Origin of the sequence: uncultured Desulfosarcina sp. (genome assembly GCF_963664155.2) — a bacterium.
In the GTDB taxonomy this organism is placed as follows: Bacteria; Desulfobacterota; Desulfobacteria; order Desulfobacterales; family Desulfosarcinaceae; genus Desulfosarcina.
Map to the genome: position 1 here is coordinate 3,978,090 of NZ_CAXXXH010000001.1, position 14,750 is coordinate 3,992,839.

13 protein-coding genes are annotated in these 14,750 nt (G+C 54.3%); 5 read left to right on the forward strand and 8 right to left on the reverse strand.

Annotated features, from left to right (window positions below):
- Positions 1-268 precede the first annotated feature (268 nt).
- A complete protein-coding gene (locus ACHZBS_RS18135) occupies positions 269-787 on the forward strand; it encodes a hypothetical protein (RefSeq protein WP_319407933.1) in 519 nt (172 codons plus the stop codon).
- 181 nt (positions 788-968) lie between these two features.
- Here the strand turns inward: ACHZBS_RS18135 and ACHZBS_RS18140 are convergent, their stop codons facing one another.
- Both ACHZBS_RS18140 and ACHZBS_RS18145 read right to left on the reverse strand, forming a co-directional pair.
- Positions 969-2,081, reverse strand: a complete 1,113-nt coding sequence (locus ACHZBS_RS18140) for a YibE/F family protein (protein ID WP_319407934.1) — start codon at positions 2,079-2,081, stop codon at positions 969-971.
- A 103-nt stretch (positions 2,082-2,184) separates the two neighbouring features.
- Positions 2,185-3,702: an alkaline phosphatase gene (locus tag ACHZBS_RS18145; RefSeq protein ID WP_319407935.1), complete on the reverse strand. Its 1,518-nt coding sequence runs from the start codon at positions 3,700-3,702 to the stop codon at positions 2,185-2,187.
- A 399-nt stretch (positions 3,703-4,101) separates the two neighbouring features.
- On the opposite strand from ACHZBS_RS18145, the gene ACHZBS_RS18150 reads away from it, so the two are divergent.
- From ACHZBS_RS18150 to ACHZBS_RS18165, 4 genes are all read left to right on the forward strand, one after another.
- Positions 4,102-4,557, forward strand: a complete 456-nt coding sequence (locus ACHZBS_RS18150) for an arsenate reductase ArsC (protein ID WP_319407936.1) — start codon at positions 4,102-4,104, stop codon at positions 4,555-4,557.
- A gap of 140 nt (positions 4,558-4,697) precedes the next feature.
- The gene (locus tag ACHZBS_RS18155; protein WP_319407937.1) at positions 4,698-5,294 is read left to right on the forward strand and encodes a hypothetical protein; all 597 of its coding nucleotides are present in this window, start codon (positions 4,698-4,700) and stop codon (positions 5,292-5,294) included.
- Between the two features lie 135 nt (positions 5,295-5,429).
- Positions 5,430-6,269 carry a polyphosphate kinase 2 gene (gene ppk2, locus ACHZBS_RS18160; RefSeq protein WP_319407938.1) on the forward strand — a complete coding sequence of 280 codons (840 nt, stop codon included), beginning with the start codon at positions 5,430-5,432 and terminating at the stop codon, positions 6,267-6,269.
- 562 nt (positions 6,270-6,831) lie between these two features.
- Entirely contained in the window at positions 6,832-7,125 is a 294-nt protein-coding gene (locus ACHZBS_RS18165; protein WP_319407939.1) for a hypothetical protein, read from the forward strand.
- Positions 7,126-7,653: 528 nt separating this feature from the next.
- Here the strand turns inward: ACHZBS_RS18165 and ACHZBS_RS18170 are convergent.
- Genes ACHZBS_RS18170 through ACHZBS_RS18195 form a run of 6 tightly spaced genes read right to left on the reverse strand, consistent with a single transcriptional unit; the run spans position 7,654 to position 14,724 of the window.
- Positions 7,654-8,424 (reverse strand): aminotransferase class III-fold pyridoxal phosphate-dependent enzyme, encoded by a 771-nt coding sequence (locus tag ACHZBS_RS18170; protein WP_319407940.1) that lies wholly within the window; start codon positions 8,422-8,424, stop codon positions 7,654-7,656.
- Positions 8,385-9,521: a 2-aminoethylphosphonate--pyruvate transaminase gene (gene phnW / locus ACHZBS_RS18175; RefSeq protein WP_319407941.1), complete on the reverse strand. Its 1,137-nt coding sequence runs from the start codon at positions 9,519-9,521 to the stop codon at positions 8,385-8,387. Before phnW ends, ACHZBS_RS18170 begins: the two co-directional genes overlap by 40 nt.
- Positions 9,522-9,531: 10 nt before the next feature.
- Positions 9,532-10,908, reverse strand: a complete 1,377-nt coding sequence (locus tag ACHZBS_RS18180) for an aspartate aminotransferase family protein (RefSeq protein ID WP_319407942.1) — start codon at positions 10,906-10,908, stop codon at positions 9,532-9,534.
- 2 nt (positions 10,909-10,910) lie between these two features.
- Entirely contained in the window at positions 10,911-11,789 is an 879-nt protein-coding gene (phnX, locus tag ACHZBS_RS18185) for a phosphonoacetaldehyde hydrolase (RefSeq protein ID WP_319407943.1), read from the reverse strand.
- Positions 11,790-11,815: 26 nt separating this feature from the next.
- Complete coding sequence (locus ACHZBS_RS18190; protein ID WP_319407944.1) at positions 11,816-13,618, reverse strand: putative 2-aminoethylphosphonate ABC transporter permease subunit; 1,803 nt, start codon at positions 13,616-13,618, stop codon at positions 11,816-11,818.
- Positions 13,600-14,724, reverse strand: a complete 1,125-nt coding sequence (locus ACHZBS_RS18195; protein ID WP_319407945.1) for a putative 2-aminoethylphosphonate ABC transporter ATP-binding protein — start codon at positions 14,722-14,724, stop codon at positions 13,600-13,602. Before ACHZBS_RS18195 ends, ACHZBS_RS18190 begins: the two co-directional genes overlap by 19 nt.
- Between the last annotated feature and the right edge of the window lie 26 nt (positions 14,725-14,750).

Below are 14,750 nucleotides of genomic sequence, written 5' to 3' on the forward strand. Positions count from 1 at the left end.
TACGCTATATTGTCCAAGCGGTTATCGTTCTCCAAAGGTAAAGAGGAGAGGGTTAAGAAACACCAACCTTATTAAAGCGTTGGCATTAATATTGCGTTTCCCTACAAGGATGAATCGAGGTCTATCGGATAATGGATGCGACAAGTGAAGGTGATCTGACTTGCCATTGCTTTCATGGTTTTGACGCGGGCTGGATGGCCGGGATCATAAGTAATGGTTTCGAAAAATCCTATTGAACCTTTTCCGAATTAACTAGTTGAGGTCGTTTATGTTTTCATTTTTCCGTTATAAAAGAGACGGCTTGCCCTATGGTTTGATCACCAACCATGAATTTATGGTTCAAGACATTTTCAGTTATTTTGAAAAAGGACACTTTGTTCGACAGAAAACCCGAAATGCCCGCAAAGCCATCAAGGCCGCCCTTCGGTTTGCCAGGAAAAAAAAGACCTTTCCCAGCAATAAGACGACAGACGCGCTGAATGCTTTAGAACAAATAAAGGATGAAATAGAATACACCCATAAAGTCATTTCAACCGCTTTTGAGGAGGCGGAGAGCATCATTCAGATGATAATGAAGGAAAAAGTCGGGGAAGTCTTCCCCTTGGTCGAGAAAGCACGAGAACAGTTCAAAAACCATGATATAGAAGGTGGAATGGAGCTACTGAAAGACGTTCAGGAAAAACTGAAAAACAGATTTCTTCCAATAAGCAGAAAGGAAGCCCTCGCAGGTTTTGACAGTGACATTAAAAAACTCAAGCATGAACTGATGGAAAGAAAAAACGGATAGTCAACAATTAGAAAAAACGGTTTCGAAATTTCAGATTTTACGATGCTTTAAATCCATTCATGGATGAGCCGGTCTTAATGTGGCATCTTTTTTATTCAACGAATGCTCAAATACGTAACAAAAACAATTAACAGGGTATTGAAAAACGATTGGGCTTGCCGGTAAGCGGTAAGCCTTTTTTTCATCCGATCCGTCGATAGAGCACACCGGCCACCAAGGCGGTGAACGGCGCCACGGTGACCAAACCGAAACTCCCGACAAGAATGTTAAGCACCTCTGCGGCCACAAAGGGTGCATTCAGGATATTCGCAGCCGGCAGCCCCTTTGCCAAAAAGAGCAGGAACATGGCGATGTGGCTGCTTGAGTAAGCCAGCAAAAGGGTCGTCGTCATGGTCCCGATTACCGCCCGGCCTACCCTCAGGCCGGAGCGGACATGCTCGACAAAACTGATTTCCGGCCGTTTGCTTTTGATCTCGTCCATGCTGGCGGCGATATCCATGGCAAGGTCCATGACGGCCCCGGAGGAGGCGATGAACACGCTGGCGACAAAGATTCCGGTAAGGTTAAGATTGTAGTATCCCGAGTAAAGCAGCGTCTCCGCAAAGGGCCGCACCGCCCCGTTCAAGTTGAAGGCCTGGGCAAAGCCAATCGCGAGACCGCAGGTCAGCAGCACTCCCATCATCGAACCGATAAAAGTGGCCGTCCCCCGTCGGCTCAACCCCCCGACCGAAAAGGTGATGACGGCGGTGAGCAGCGCCACCACACCCAAACCGGTACCGATGGGCGTATACCCGCGCAGCAGCAAAGGAAAATACAGCTTCCAGAGCACCATGGCCGCAAAGACAAAGCTCAGCATGGCCTTGAGTCCCGTCACCCCGGCCACGGCGATCAACAGCAGCGCGAAAAGGCCGATCAGCACCAGCTGCATTCGCAACCGGTAATGGCCGCGGGCCAGTGCATTTCCGGGTTTCCCGCCGACAAGGCCGTATTCCACGAGAATGACATCTCCCTGCTCGTAGAATTCATCGAACTCCATTTTGCCGGTGAGCATGTTGACGACGGATAGCTCCTGACCCGTGTGGGTACCGTTGAGCAGCTGAACGGCGAGCAACTGTTCTTCCGTCTTGACGATCAGGTTTTGCCGGACATGGGTGTTGTCGGCTGCAGTGACCACAGCTTTGGCGTGAAGGCCAATCGGTGCACCCTGGATATGCGCCACGTCGACAAACGCCAGCACGACGCAGATGATCGAGATAACAATCGAAAAGAGCCATTCGCGCCTCAAAGCGGTCATACTGCCTCCTGTATCCTGCTATAGAAAAGAATAAAAAACGGCGCCGCTAATGAGAAGCGGCGCCGTTATGTCAATCAGAGAACTGCCAAATTGAGCACGCGGCCTATTTCTCCACCGGAAGCTGCTGGCGAATATCCATGGCCTTGGCCAGTTTCTTCGCGATGTCGGTGTTGTCATAGAAGCCCGCAAAACGCCAAGCCTCCCGCCCTTGGGCGAAAACCGGCACCGGAACGCCGGTATGGGAGTACGACGTCCAGCCGATGCTGGCCCGCTCGTTGAGAATGTGGGTGATGGTCACGATGATGGGTTCGTATCCACCGTAAAGATAGGCGTTTTCTGCATCGCTGTTGTCGTTGGTGGCGCACATGGATTTATCGTAGGCATCTTCGAGCTTTTCTTTTTGATAGGCGTTGAGGTCATCATAACTCAAACCGAAGACGCTCACCATGAGACCGAGCATGTCCGGATTGTTTTCCAGGTTGTTGGTCAAGGTGTAATCGTAGCCGGCTGCGTAAGTGGCTTTGTGTTCGAGCCACTGATTGGCGGCAAAGAAAGTGAAGCTGTTGGTCTGGCCCAGCAGTTCTTCGTAATAGGCCTTGTAGCCGGTGGTGGCGTGGCCGATGGTCATACCGCCGGTCTCATGATCGCCGGTAACCACGATTAACGTCTCGAGAGGGTGTTTTTTATAAAACGCCATGGCCTTGCCGACGGCATTGTCGAAGTCGAGCATGTCGCCGATGGCGGCCATGGCATCGTTGGCATGGCAGGCCCAGTCGATTTTGCCGCCCTCGACCATGATGAAGAAACCGTCTTTGCGGGAATGGCCCCATCGACGGCCCTTGCCCCACGACCTTTCCTCATAAAGGTTGGCGATGGCCACTTCGGTCATCTCGGCCAGGGAAAGGTTCGTGGCGGGTTTGTCGATTGCATAGGGCATGGCTTCAGAATCCTGAAGCCACGGGTTGACGCAGATGACGTTGTCTTTAGGTTCATCCTTAAGGGCCAAAATGGATTCTCGATTATTTAGCACGGTGTATCCGTAAGCTGCGAGTTCATCTGTGTTCATGGCTTTCAATCCGCCGCCGCCGAAAAACTCGTACCCGGTATTGGCCAACTGGATGTCGATATCGCCATAGGAGTTGCGACTCGGCACACTGGCATAATAAGCTGCCGGCGTTGCATGATCCAGGGACACGCTGGAAAGAACACCCACCTTCATTCCAGACTCATGGGCCAGTTGGGCAATGCTCTTGTAGCTGTTGTCCATGGTCTCGTTCATGCCGATTGTTCCGCTCATGGTTTTGAGGCCGCAGGCAAAAGCCGTCGCCGAAGATGCCGAATCTGTCATCAGGGCATGGGCATCGTAGGTCGTCTGCATGCCCGCAACTGGCATTTTGCTCATGTTCAGGCGGTTTTCAGGTTTGAGCAGGTCCGTAGCCAGGGTCGCAGAGCCGTGGTTGTAGGTGGTCAGGTAGGCTTCGGTTGCTTGGATCTGAGAGGCCGACATGCCGTCACCCAGGAAGAAAAACACATACTTCGGCTGTACGGCCATGGCTGTTGTGGCGACAAACAGCAGCACGGCAGCCAAAACCATGGACCCCATGTACTTTCTACACTTCATTTTTCATCCCCCTTTAAAAAAAAGTTAAAATCGAAAACACTTGGTCATTTTCTGCTTCACCATACCTCCCGCGAATTCCGGCACCACCTCCTTTTGCCATTCTTGCCATGTGGTAATCAGATGTGATTCGTGGATAGCGTTGCCGTGTTAGGGTGACGTGAGTGTTTTTTTAATCTTTGGTTAGAAGCGGGTTAACCCAATCGGGGAAGGCAGAAACGGTTGATAGAAAAAACGTTCGAACCATTCATGATAAATGGCCGTTGTTCGGCTTGACCGGTTGGCTTTATGATGCATTGCTAATGTAATTCTAACAATTGATCTTTATTGTCATCGCAGGGAAAAAAATACATTCAAAAAATACATTCAAAAAATTCGCATTTGATGCGACGGGAGAGAAAAATGGCAAGTAAAATCAAGGTTCTTTTCATCTGCCAGCACAACAGCGGCCGCAGTCAGATCGCCGAAGCCTATCTCAGGGAAATATACGGAGAACACTTTGAAATCGAGAGTGCGGGCTTGGAACCGGCCGAAGTTATTAATCCTCTGGTGGTTGCGGTTATGCAGGAAGTGGGTCTGGATCTGTCGAAAAAGAAACCCCAAAGCATTTTCGAACTTTTTAAGCAGGGCAAGGTCTACGGGCATGTGGTCACCGTATGCCATGACTCCGAATCCAAATGCCCCCTCTTTCCCGGCATCACCAAGCGCTGGCACTGGCCGTTTCCCGATCCTGCGGCTGTCAAGGGCACCCATGCCGAAAAGCTTGCCGCGGTTCGCAACATTCGGGATGCCATCAAGGCATGGCTGCTCAACCCACCGGAAGATACAATCGACTTCAAGCGGTTGATTCAGAAATAGACGGGTTCAGATAGAGTGAGGGGTGGATGCTTCCACCTACTCTCTCCGGTCGACACTTGAATAAGGCGGGCTCAACCATTAGATTGTGTCGGCAGACTTTTTTATTGTCTCCAGCGACCGACAATCGGTAGAATATGACCATGGATAAATACAGCGTTTTCCCGGATAAGCCCCTTGAACCTTCAGGCGTAGTGTCGAGGCGCTTTTTAAGCATAGGCCTCGAAACCTTCCTGGCAGCCTGCCGGTATGTGTATGAACTGCCCTATGGCTACAACGCGGACCGCGATGATCTGATGAGCCTCTTCAAGGAGAACAAAGGCACCTGCACCACCAAGCATGCCGTGATCGCCACCCTGGCGGCTGAACTCAATCTGCCGGTGGAGAAGAACATCGGTATCTATGCAATGACCGAATCGATCGTCACGGGCACCGATTCGATCCTTGAAAAGTTCGGATTGCCATATGTGCCGATGATCCACTGCTTTCTGACCGATGGCGACCACCAGGTTGATTTGACCGAAGGCAACGCCAACGGCAAAAACCGATCCATCGACGACTTCCTGCATACCGAAACGGTCATCCCGAACATCTCCGCCAAAGACGAATACCTGAAGTACCGGAATGCGCTGAAGAATTTCATTTTAAAGCAGACCGAACTGCAGGCTGTCGATATCAAATCGATTCTACATGCCAGGGAGGAGGGGCTTGCGCTGCTCAAGGCAAATCTGAAAAGGTGACACCGTGAACGGCGAAAAAGGGATTTTCCTATACGGTACGGAGATCAATATAGGGCATCTTGTCTGCATTTGATCCAGGGTAAATCGATCATTATTTTTTAGGTTCAGAATTTCCAGTCTTATGAGGAGTTGTCAATGGGAACGAAAAAGAACGAAAAAACAAAGCGCGACGCCAAAAGCGGGGCCGATAAGCAGGGAAAACTCAGCCGCAAGGATTACGAAGAAAAACTGGCAATGCTTCAGGTGGAACTGGTAAAGCTTCAAGCTTGGGTCCGGAACAAAGGGCTGCGGGTTGTCGTTATTTTCGAGGGACGGGATGCAGCCGGCAAAGGGGGCGTTATCAAGAAAATCACCGAACGGGTCAGCCCCCGCGTTTTTCGCACCGTGGCGTTGCCGGCACCCAGCGATCGCGAGAAAACCCAAATTTATTTCCAACGCTACGTCAACCAACTTCCGGCTGCGGGTGAGGTGGTGCTATTCGATCGCAGCTGGTACAACCGGTTAGGCGTAGAGTACGTAATGGGTTTTTGCACCAACAAGGAATACAAACAATTCAAAAGGAACTGTGCCGGGTTCGAACGGGCTCTGGTCGAAGACGGGATCACCCTGATCAAGTACTGGCTGACGGTGAGCAGCAAAGAGCAGGAACGGCGGTTTCACCGGAGGATCGAGGATCCGGTCAGGCAGTGGAAGTTAAGCCCGATGGATCTTGAATCGCGTCGCCGCTGGTACGATTATTCACGTGCAAGGGATGCCATGATGGCGGCTACTGATACCGATTATGCCCCCTGGTATATCGTCCCCTCGGATGACAAACGGCGGGCCCGTTTAAATTGCATCAGTCATTTGTTGAACCACATCCCTTATGAAGATATTCCCCACGAAAAGATCAAGCTCCCCCAGCGGGATAAGACCAACGCCTATGAGGACTTGGTGCCGCTGGCGTCCAGGCGGCATGTGCCTGAAAAATATTAAGAAACAGATGGCAGGTGGAATAATATCTGACGGGAACCGGGGCAAATGATTATGCTTTGCTTCGGAAAATCTTCCGCCGGGTCTGCCCAAGCCGAGAGGCTGGGGAGAGGTTGAAAAAACAGCCGAGGTATTTCGAGAACCTAAAGGACACTGCCTTTACGCAATGATTTTGCCTTATAGACAGGTTTTTAAAGTTTCCGGTTGATTCTATCCCGCAACCTGCTGGCGCATGGTGAAGATCACCACCCGCCCTGCCAGCAGGATCTGATTCTTGCCCGTGGCCAGATTTTATCCTTTGCGATGGTTTTTTCTTCTCGCAGAGCTTTCCGAAGTCGGTAATCCGGATATTATCACCGGATGCCGGGATGACTTTCCGGGGGCTGTGAAGATATTCCCATGTATCATAAGCAGAAAAAAGGAGTCTTATCTTTGTCGACAACGACTCCCGTCATTTTGTAAAATTCTTATCCTAATACAATTCTAACAATTGACCTGTAATCAATGGCCTGAATATGGTGACTGCGACGGGATGCCGGGACCCGGCATTTAATGAGGCCCTCCCATGGGAAAAAGAAAAGTGCCGAAGATGACTGGTAAACAAGACCTTGAGAAATCAGCATGCTATCTTGCTGACCAATACCAGGCTGGTTTATTGCCGGAGACCGAAAGCAAAGGCTGGCCAGTGGTTTGGAGGGATCTAACCAAAGAATTACGGAGCAGGTGCCCTGGTTTTTTGGAATTGGAATACGCGATAGCACTCAGCCAGGGCTTCCTTAATGCTGAGCAATGCGAAAAATACACAGAGACAAATGGCGATGAGTCTAAAAACGGTATTGATGTGCCAAAATTTTTATAACGGTCGAGTCTGTCTTATATTTTAATTGGAATCCAGTTGGACAGACTCGGCATGGAGCCGCGGAAAGAAAAAATTAATCATCTACCCTTCTCTTGGGCAGGTCTGGAAACGGGTCTGCCTTTTTGGCACCAAGGAGATACCGGGCCGCCACCGGCGGCCCGGCGAGGGGAGGGTTGGGAGGATATTGGGTTCTCTGGTCCCTGACAAGGTCAGCAGGGTGCGCGTCCTAAAGCCGGACACTACCAACTGAACCTTACGCGAAGATTGCGCCAATATTACCGGATGGTAATCCGACCCCTCCAAGTGGGAGAACGTAAAATAAACCGGGCCACCTGATGGTGGCCCGGCTAGGAGGAGGAGCTGAATGGGCTGGTTTTTCGATGATGCCCAAGCGACGGATGGCATACTATGCAATCTTTGTTATGGAATGATTAGTTGAATGTTATAATTCAGTTTGATCTGATCCCAAAAAAAGGAAACCGGGCCGTATTTTGGGAAGTCCGGCATGCTGTGGAACCTGGACCGGCTTTAAAAAGCAGCTTCCCCATCATCCACCCACTCCATGAAACCGCTGAAAATTGTCTGGCTTATTAGGAGTTCAATTTGATCGCTGTTTTCGTTTTCCGCGAGGAACCCTGGTACCGTTACCATATTCAGGCTGGCCAGGGCTGCTGCCGATGCCAGGGCATGGGGCGTGAAACTCTGACCGAAGCCGAAGATACTGTCCTGGAATTCGCGTGCCAACGGTTCCACGAATATGGTGGCAGCCATGGGAAAATAGGCGTCCAGAGCCTTGCCTATGATCAGAATGTCGGGCACCATGCCGTCGTGGTAGACGGCCAGCAAACGTCCCGTACGCCCCGTGTCGGTCATGGTTTCATCGACGATCAGAAACAGGTCATATTTGTCGCACCGTTCCCGGAGACCTTTCAGATAGCCTTTGGGGGCGGGGATCAAGCCGTTGCTGCCGGCCACCGGTTCGAAAATCATGGACGCCACCCTGCCACGACCGCCTTCATGTTCGATCAGGAAAGCGAGGTAGTCGAGATGGCGATCTACCTCTTCTAACCACCGCCGAACAAGGGGTGGTCGGCGGTGGCTTCGGGGGCAAACACCACCCCGGGATCGGTGAAAGGCCCCTGAAACCATCGGCGCGGGGCGCCGCTCACCGAGCAGGCGCCGGCCGGTAGTGCCTTGCCAGGACTTGCAGCGGTGGATGATCTTATGGGGGAAGAGGTACTGGCGTGGTGCGTCGACGCCTATCGATCCCTCCTTGAAAATACGATTGTACTGGGCCATGCGTCCCCTACCGCATCGATCAACATACACATATCCTCGGCATGGATGTCGCCGATATTGCCGATTCGAAACGTATCATGGTCGGTCACTTTTCCCGGATAAATGACAAACCCTTTTGCTTTCAAGGCATCGTAAAACTGATTAAAATGCCATGCATTGTGGGAGGGACTCAAAAAAGCGGTAATGATGGGTGATTGCAGCTCCGCTGGAAGAAGCGGATGGAAACCCAGGCGTTGCATGCCCTCGACCAGGATGCGATGATTCCCGCAGTACCTTGAATATCGCGCGGCGACACCTCCTTCTGCTTCCAATTCAATCAGCGCCTGGGAAAATGCACGTACCACGTGGGTGGGGGAGGTAAAGCGCCATTTACCATGGTGAGCCTCCATGGTCCGCCACTGGTCGTACAGATCCAGGCTCAGTGAGCGCGCCTGTCCCTGCGTTCTCTCGAGCACAGCCTCCTTGGCGATGACAAACCCGAAACCCGGCACCCCCTGAACGCATTTGTTGGCGCTGCTGACCAGATAGTCCACACCTACTTTCTCAACATCCAGGGGGATGCCGCCGAAGCTGCTCATGGCGTCCACGATGAAATGCCTGCCGTGGGCCTTAACAATGCTGCCGATAGCCTCCACCGGGTTGAGCATTCCCGTGGTGGTCTCGCAGTGCACGACGGCCACATGGGTGATCGTGGGATCCGTTTTCAGCGAGGCCTTTAGGCGGTCCGGATCGGGCGGCGCCAGTTCGCCGTTGTCCTGGACCGCGTGGTTGATGCCGCAGCGCCGGGCGATGTCGGCGATTCGCCGGCCATAGGCTCCGGTGGCTAGCACCAGCAGCTTGCCTGCATCGGAGACTGCGGTGGTGATTGTCGCTTCGACACAGAACGTGCCGCTGCCCTGCATGAGCACGGCAGTGTAATTGCCGGCACCGCCGGCCAGCTCCACCAGCCGCTGACGAATCTGCTGGACGATGGCATTGTATTCATCGTCCCAGGTGCACCAGTCCCGGAACATGGCGGATTTGACTGTCTTGGTGGTGCTCAATGGGCCGGGGGTGAGCAACAAATAGGGATTGTCGGGCATCAGTTCAGGGTTCATCGTTCTCAATCTAAGATTTAAGGTTTTTAAATGCGTTTTCGATAATGTCGAGGGCACGATCCAGTTCGGCCGCTTCAATGGTCAATGGTGGTGTCAGGGTCACAAAGCTGCCATGGGACACCTTGAAGCTGAGTCCCATTTCAAGGCACGCGTATAGAATCCGATCTGCTTCGTCGATTGCCGGGGTTTTCTCGATGCGGTCCAAAACGAGATCTACGCCGAACAACAGCCCCCGTCCACGGACATCGCCGATGAGGTCTACAGTTTTTTTGAGATCCGCCAGTCTCTCCACCGCCCGGCACCCCAATTTTTCGGATCGTTCCACCAGGCCTTCGGCAAGAATCACGTCGATGGCGGCCAGCGCTGCTGAACATCCTACCGGGTTCTTCTCATGGGTGTAATGTCCCAATGCCTTATCCGGTGCCACATCCAGATCCGTGCGTGCGACCATGGCCGCCAGGGGAAAGATCCCGCCGCCAAGCCCTTTGCCCAGGATGAGAATGTCCGGCACCACCGCTTCGTGCTCGAAGGCGAACATCCGACCCGTGCGACCCAGGCATACGGCGGTCTCATCGAAGATCAACAGGGCACCGTGGCGGTCGCAGGCGTTCCGTATCCGCTTCCAGTAGCCTTGCGGCGGTGGATTCACCGCCGTGCAGCGGATCGGTTCGGCGATGACGGCTGCCACGTCTCCTTCTTTTTCCAGAACGTATTCGATGTATCGGGCGCATTTGAGGTCGCAGGCATGGCAGCCGCCGCCGGAGTCCCACAGGCAGCGGTAGGGGTCGGCCGGCGGCACATGCTCGCATCCGGGCAACAGGGGGCCGATGCCCTGCCTGAAGAGCGCTTCGCCGCCCACGGAGATGGCATCCAGGGATGCCCCGTGAAAGGAATCCCACATGGAAATGGTTTTGAATCGGCCTGTTGCCGTGCGCGCCAGCTTCAGGGCCATGCCGACGGCACTGGTACCGCCGGGGGCCAGCAGCACTTTGCCCAACGGATCCGGCGTGATGTCGACCAGCTTTTCCGCCAGCTCGATGGCTGGCGCGTTGGTGTATCGGCGCGGGCAAAAGGGCATGCCATCCAGCTGATGCTTCACCGCCGCCACCACCCGGGGATGGGCATAGCCGATCTGGTGGGCGCTGTTGCCGTGAAAGTCTATGATGGATCGTCCCTGAAGATCCGTAAGGGTCGCGCCCCGACTTTGGGTAAGTACATTCAGGCACGGTGTGGAAAGGCTCTGGCGCAGAAACACACGGGCATCCCTGTTCAGCCAGCCTTGCGTTACCCTGTCGACCTGGCGGGACTGCCATCTTCGGCGGTGGGTGGACAGATTGCTGTCCCCTTCACTCAAAATTTCAGGGAGAGATAGTGGTTGCTTGGCCATCGTTAACGCTTTCCAGAGCGCATCGGTGATGACGATTCAAATTTCAGCAGCGGATGGTCTCCCTGGCCCAGCCGCCGGCCGATCTCGTCCACTACTTCCAGGCATTCCCAGATGCCTTTGACCACATAGTGGGCACCGGCTTCACGGAAGCGGGTGCCGATGGCGTCCAGTCGATTATTCAAATCTTCGGGCGCAAGTGCGTCGACCAAATCCTCGGGGAGCCCCAGCTCGTTGCCCGACTGGGTCAATCCGATGGTCCACATGCCGGCATTGCATCCCTCCTGGATATCGCTGATGGTGTCCCCGATCTTGATCATGGATTCAAACGGGTAGGTCTGCAATTGGATGGCGTTTTGATAGCACATCCAGGGGAAAGGTCGACCCGCCGGAATATCCGAGGAACAGACAATGGCATCCGGGGCGTAGCCTTTTTGGGCGGCTGCAGGAACCATCTTGTCCATCATGGGCGCCGTGTAGCCGGTGCATGAGCCGATTTTGATTCGGCGTTGACGCATGCCGTCGACAAAAGAAAGCAGGCCGGGGATGGGATCGGCGTGTCTGGCGATGCTGGCGACCATCATGGGTTCGGTTACGGCGTAAATCGCATCCACATCGTTTTCATCGGGCGTTTTGGCGAACTTTTTCTCCCACTGGGCCGCAACAGCCGGCAGTCGGCACATACTGCGGATGTGCTGCCGCTTCTCGAGGCCCATGAACTGCCGGGCATCCGCTATCGAGACGGCAATGTCGAACGTCTCAAACACATCGACAAACACGGCTGCCGGCCCCATGCAACCGTAATCGACGGCCGTTCCGGCCCAGTCGAGGACTACCGCCTGCAAGGGACCGGTATAGGGTGTACGGGGAATACATAGGGTCATAGATATCTCCTTTCAGTTGGAATCAATTATTGACCTGTCCATGCCTGGCTGCGGGTTTTCAATCGTCGGGTGAGAAAGCCATAGCCGATACGAACCGCCAGGTTGGTCAGCAGGATCAGAACGGACATGGCGCAAGCCGGTGCCACATCCCCGGCATCGTCCATGTTGGCCACCGCCACGGAGGCCAGGGGGATATCCGCCGAGTAAAGAAAGATCACCGCCGATACCGTGGCCATCGAATTGACAAAATAGTACATGCCGATTTCAAGGATGGCCGGAATGCACACGGGAACGGTCACCCGGGCAAACGTTTTGGTGAAGGGGACACCCATGGATTCGGAGAGCGTTTCAAACTCCTGGTCGAGCTGTTTGAGCGCCGTGGTGGCAGTCAGGAAACTGACCGAAAAGAAGTGTACGATGTTGCTGATTACCAGGATGCCCATGGACGCGTATATGAAATTCAGGGGGTTGGGTATGAATATGCCGCTGAGGTTCCATCCCAGGGCATTGAAGAAAAAGATGTAAGCCAGGCCGATGACCAGGCCGGGCAGGGCCAGCGGAAGAATGGACAGGAAATAAGCCGTCTGGCGCAGGCTGTTCATCTGGCGGCTCTTTTCGATAAGATAGGCGGCGAAAAAAGCGATGGCGGTTCCGAAAACAGCGGAATAGAGGCTCATGCGAATGCTGTTGAAAAAGGCGGCGTACCCGCCCCCACCGGTACCGCTGAATTTATAGTGCCAGAATCCCAAGTCCAGGGTATAGGGCCACACCTTGACCAGGGAGGCGTAGACCGCCGTGAGATAGAACCCGGTTATCAGGAAGGCAACCAACGCACAATACCCCGCATATAGGCCGTCGCACACCGGCTGTGGACGGGGTACCAGCGGAACGGATCGGGCGGCGATGAGGGCCACCTGTTTTCTCTGAAATATGCGGTCGATGATGAAGGCGACTACGGTGGGGATCAGCAGCACCACGCTCACCACGGCGCCCATGGCAAAGTTCTGCTGTCCGATAACCTGTTTGTAGATATCCGTGGCCAGAATATTGTAATTTCCTCCCACCACTTTGGGCGCACCGAAATCGGTGAAGGCCAGGATAAAACAGACGAACACCGTGCTGATCAGGCCGTAGCGGATGCTTGGCAACGTTACCGTAAAAAAGGTCCTGACCCGTCCGGCCCCGAGGGATTCGGCTGCTTCGTAAAGGCGGGCATCGGTCATGCCCAACGCAATGCAAAGCATGAGTACCGCCTGCGGAAAAGTGAAGAGCACTTCCGCGATGATGATGCCCGCCGGACCGTACAGGTTGATTTCGACGCCGGGCAGGGCGCCGAAAAATCCCAGGGTGATCAATCCTTTGCGGCCGAACAGATAGACCAGGGCAATGCCGTTGAGCAGGGTGGGCGCGAAAAGCGGCATCATGGAGATGGCTTTGAAAAAACCTTTTCCGGCAATGGGGGTGCGGGTCAGGGCATAGGCGAATAAAAAACCCAGAGAAACGGAAATGCAGGTGGTGAGCACCGATACAAACAGGCTGTTGAAAAGGGAATTGGAGAGCGACGGGGTGCTGAAATAGGTGCGATACAGGGCAAGCCCCACAAAGCGCCCGTCGGCATCGGCGAAGCTTTTGGATAGGAGCTGAAACAGGGGCAGCACAACAACCACCAACAGCCAGATACAAACCAGGAGGATCAGCAGCCGCCGGATCCAAAGCTCCTTGTCCAGAGTTGCCCAGTAGGTTTGCGACGGAAGGTTGGTATGGGCGGTAATCGTGGTTGACATGGCATCGTTGAGAACAGTTGGACTGTTCAATTTCTGGATGAGCACTGACTATCCTTTTCCGACGCATACACCCGCAGGCGATCGACCGGCAGGTGAATGGGCAGCATGGACCGTGGCGTGATACCCATACGCCGGACGGTCTCCGACGGCACATCCGCCGTGATGGTGGACGGTTCCCCGCTGGAAACCTGGCGCTTCAGGTCGATGCGAAAGAGAGACCCGCGGTATTCCATCGCTTCTACACGGGTTTGCAGGAGGTTGGACATCGACGGGTCATTTCTGAGCATGACATCCTCAGGACGAATGGCGAGGGTCACCCGGCTACCGGCGGGCAGCTGTCCGGTTCCGTTCTCACCGGTGACGCTCAAGCGGGTCTCACCGATGTCATACCTGCCGTTTTCAATTTTTCTGGCGTCTTCAATGAAATTCATGGCGCCGATGAAACCGGCGACAAAAGGGGTTGCCGGTTTGTCGTAAACCTGACGCGGGGTGCCGTCTTGAACCAGGCGCCCCTGATCGATGACCAGGATGCGGTCCGCCATGGTCAGGGCCTCTTCCTGATCATGGGTGACCATGATGGTGGTGATGCCCAGCCGTTGCTGTAGCTGCCGGATCTCGCCCCGCAGCATCACCCTGACCTTGGCATCCAAGGCGGACAGGGGTTCGTCCAGCAGCAGAAGATCCGGGGAAACGGCGATGGCCCGGGCCAGGGCCACTCTCTGCTGCTGTCCGCCGGAGAGGTTGGCGGGATGTTTGCGGCCCATGCCGCGAAGCCCAACTAGGTCAAGGAGTTCGTCCACCCGCTGCACAATGGCCTCGCGGGACAGTTTCTGGCTTTTGAGCCCGTAGGCGATGTTCTGCCGGGCGGTAAGGTTCGGGAACAGGGCATAGGATTGGAAGACGATGCCGATGTTGCGCCTGGATACCGGAAGCGCAGAGACATCCCGGCCTTCGATGAACACCTTTCCGCGGCTCTGTTTTTCCAGGCCGGCCACCACCCGCAGCAGGGTGGTCTTGCCGCAGCCGCTGGGCCCGAGAACACAGATGAACTCGCCGTGCCGGGCCTGGAAAGTGACCTCTGCCAAGGCCGTAAAGCGGCCGAAATCTTTGGATACCGCGTCCACTGTGAGATAAATGTCAGCGTCGTTCATTCCATTTCTCCGATATTTCCCCCCGA

Coding starts and splice junctions, on each gene's coding strand:
- phnX (WP_319407943.1), bottom strand. CDS start 11,789: ATGACCCTATGTATTCCCCGTACACCCTATACCGGTCCCTTGCAGGCG.
- ACHZBS_RS18170 (WP_319407940.1), bottom strand. CDS start 8,424: ATGGCCCAGTACAATCGTATTTTCAAGGAGGGATCGATAGGCGTCGAC.
- ACHZBS_RS18140 (WP_319407934.1), bottom strand. CDS start 2,081: ATGACCGCTTTGAGGCGCGAATGGCTCTTTTCGATTGTTATCTCGATC.
- ACHZBS_RS18195 (WP_319407945.1), bottom strand. CDS start 14,724: ATGAACGACGCTGACATTTATCTCACAGTGGACGCGGTATCCAAAGAT.
- ACHZBS_RS18135 (WP_319407933.1), top strand. CDS start 269: ATGTTTTCATTTTTCCGTTATAAAAGAGACGGCTTGCCCTATGGTTTG.
- ppk2 (WP_319407938.1), top strand. CDS start 5,430: ATGGGAACGAAAAAGAACGAAAAAACAAAGCGCGACGCCAAAAGCGGG.
- ACHZBS_RS18180 (WP_319407942.1), bottom strand. CDS start 10,908: ATGGCCAAGCAACCACTATCTCTCCCTGAAATTTTGAGTGAAGGGGAC.
- ACHZBS_RS18145 (WP_319407935.1), bottom strand. CDS start 3,702: ATGAAGTGTAGAAAGTACATGGGGTCCATGGTTTTGGCTGCCGTGCTG.
- ACHZBS_RS18155 (WP_319407937.1), top strand. CDS start 4,698: ATGGATAAATACAGCGTTTTCCCGGATAAGCCCCTTGAACCTTCAGGC.
- ACHZBS_RS18150 (WP_319407936.1), top strand. CDS start 4,102: ATGGCAAGTAAAATCAAGGTTCTTTTCATCTGCCAGCACAACAGCGGC.
- phnW (WP_319407941.1), bottom strand. CDS start 9,521: ATGAACCCTGAACTGATGCCCGACAATCCCTATTTGTTGCTCACCCCC.
- ACHZBS_RS18165 (WP_319407939.1), top strand. CDS start 6,832: ATGGGAAAAAGAAAAGTGCCGAAGATGACTGGTAAACAAGACCTTGAG.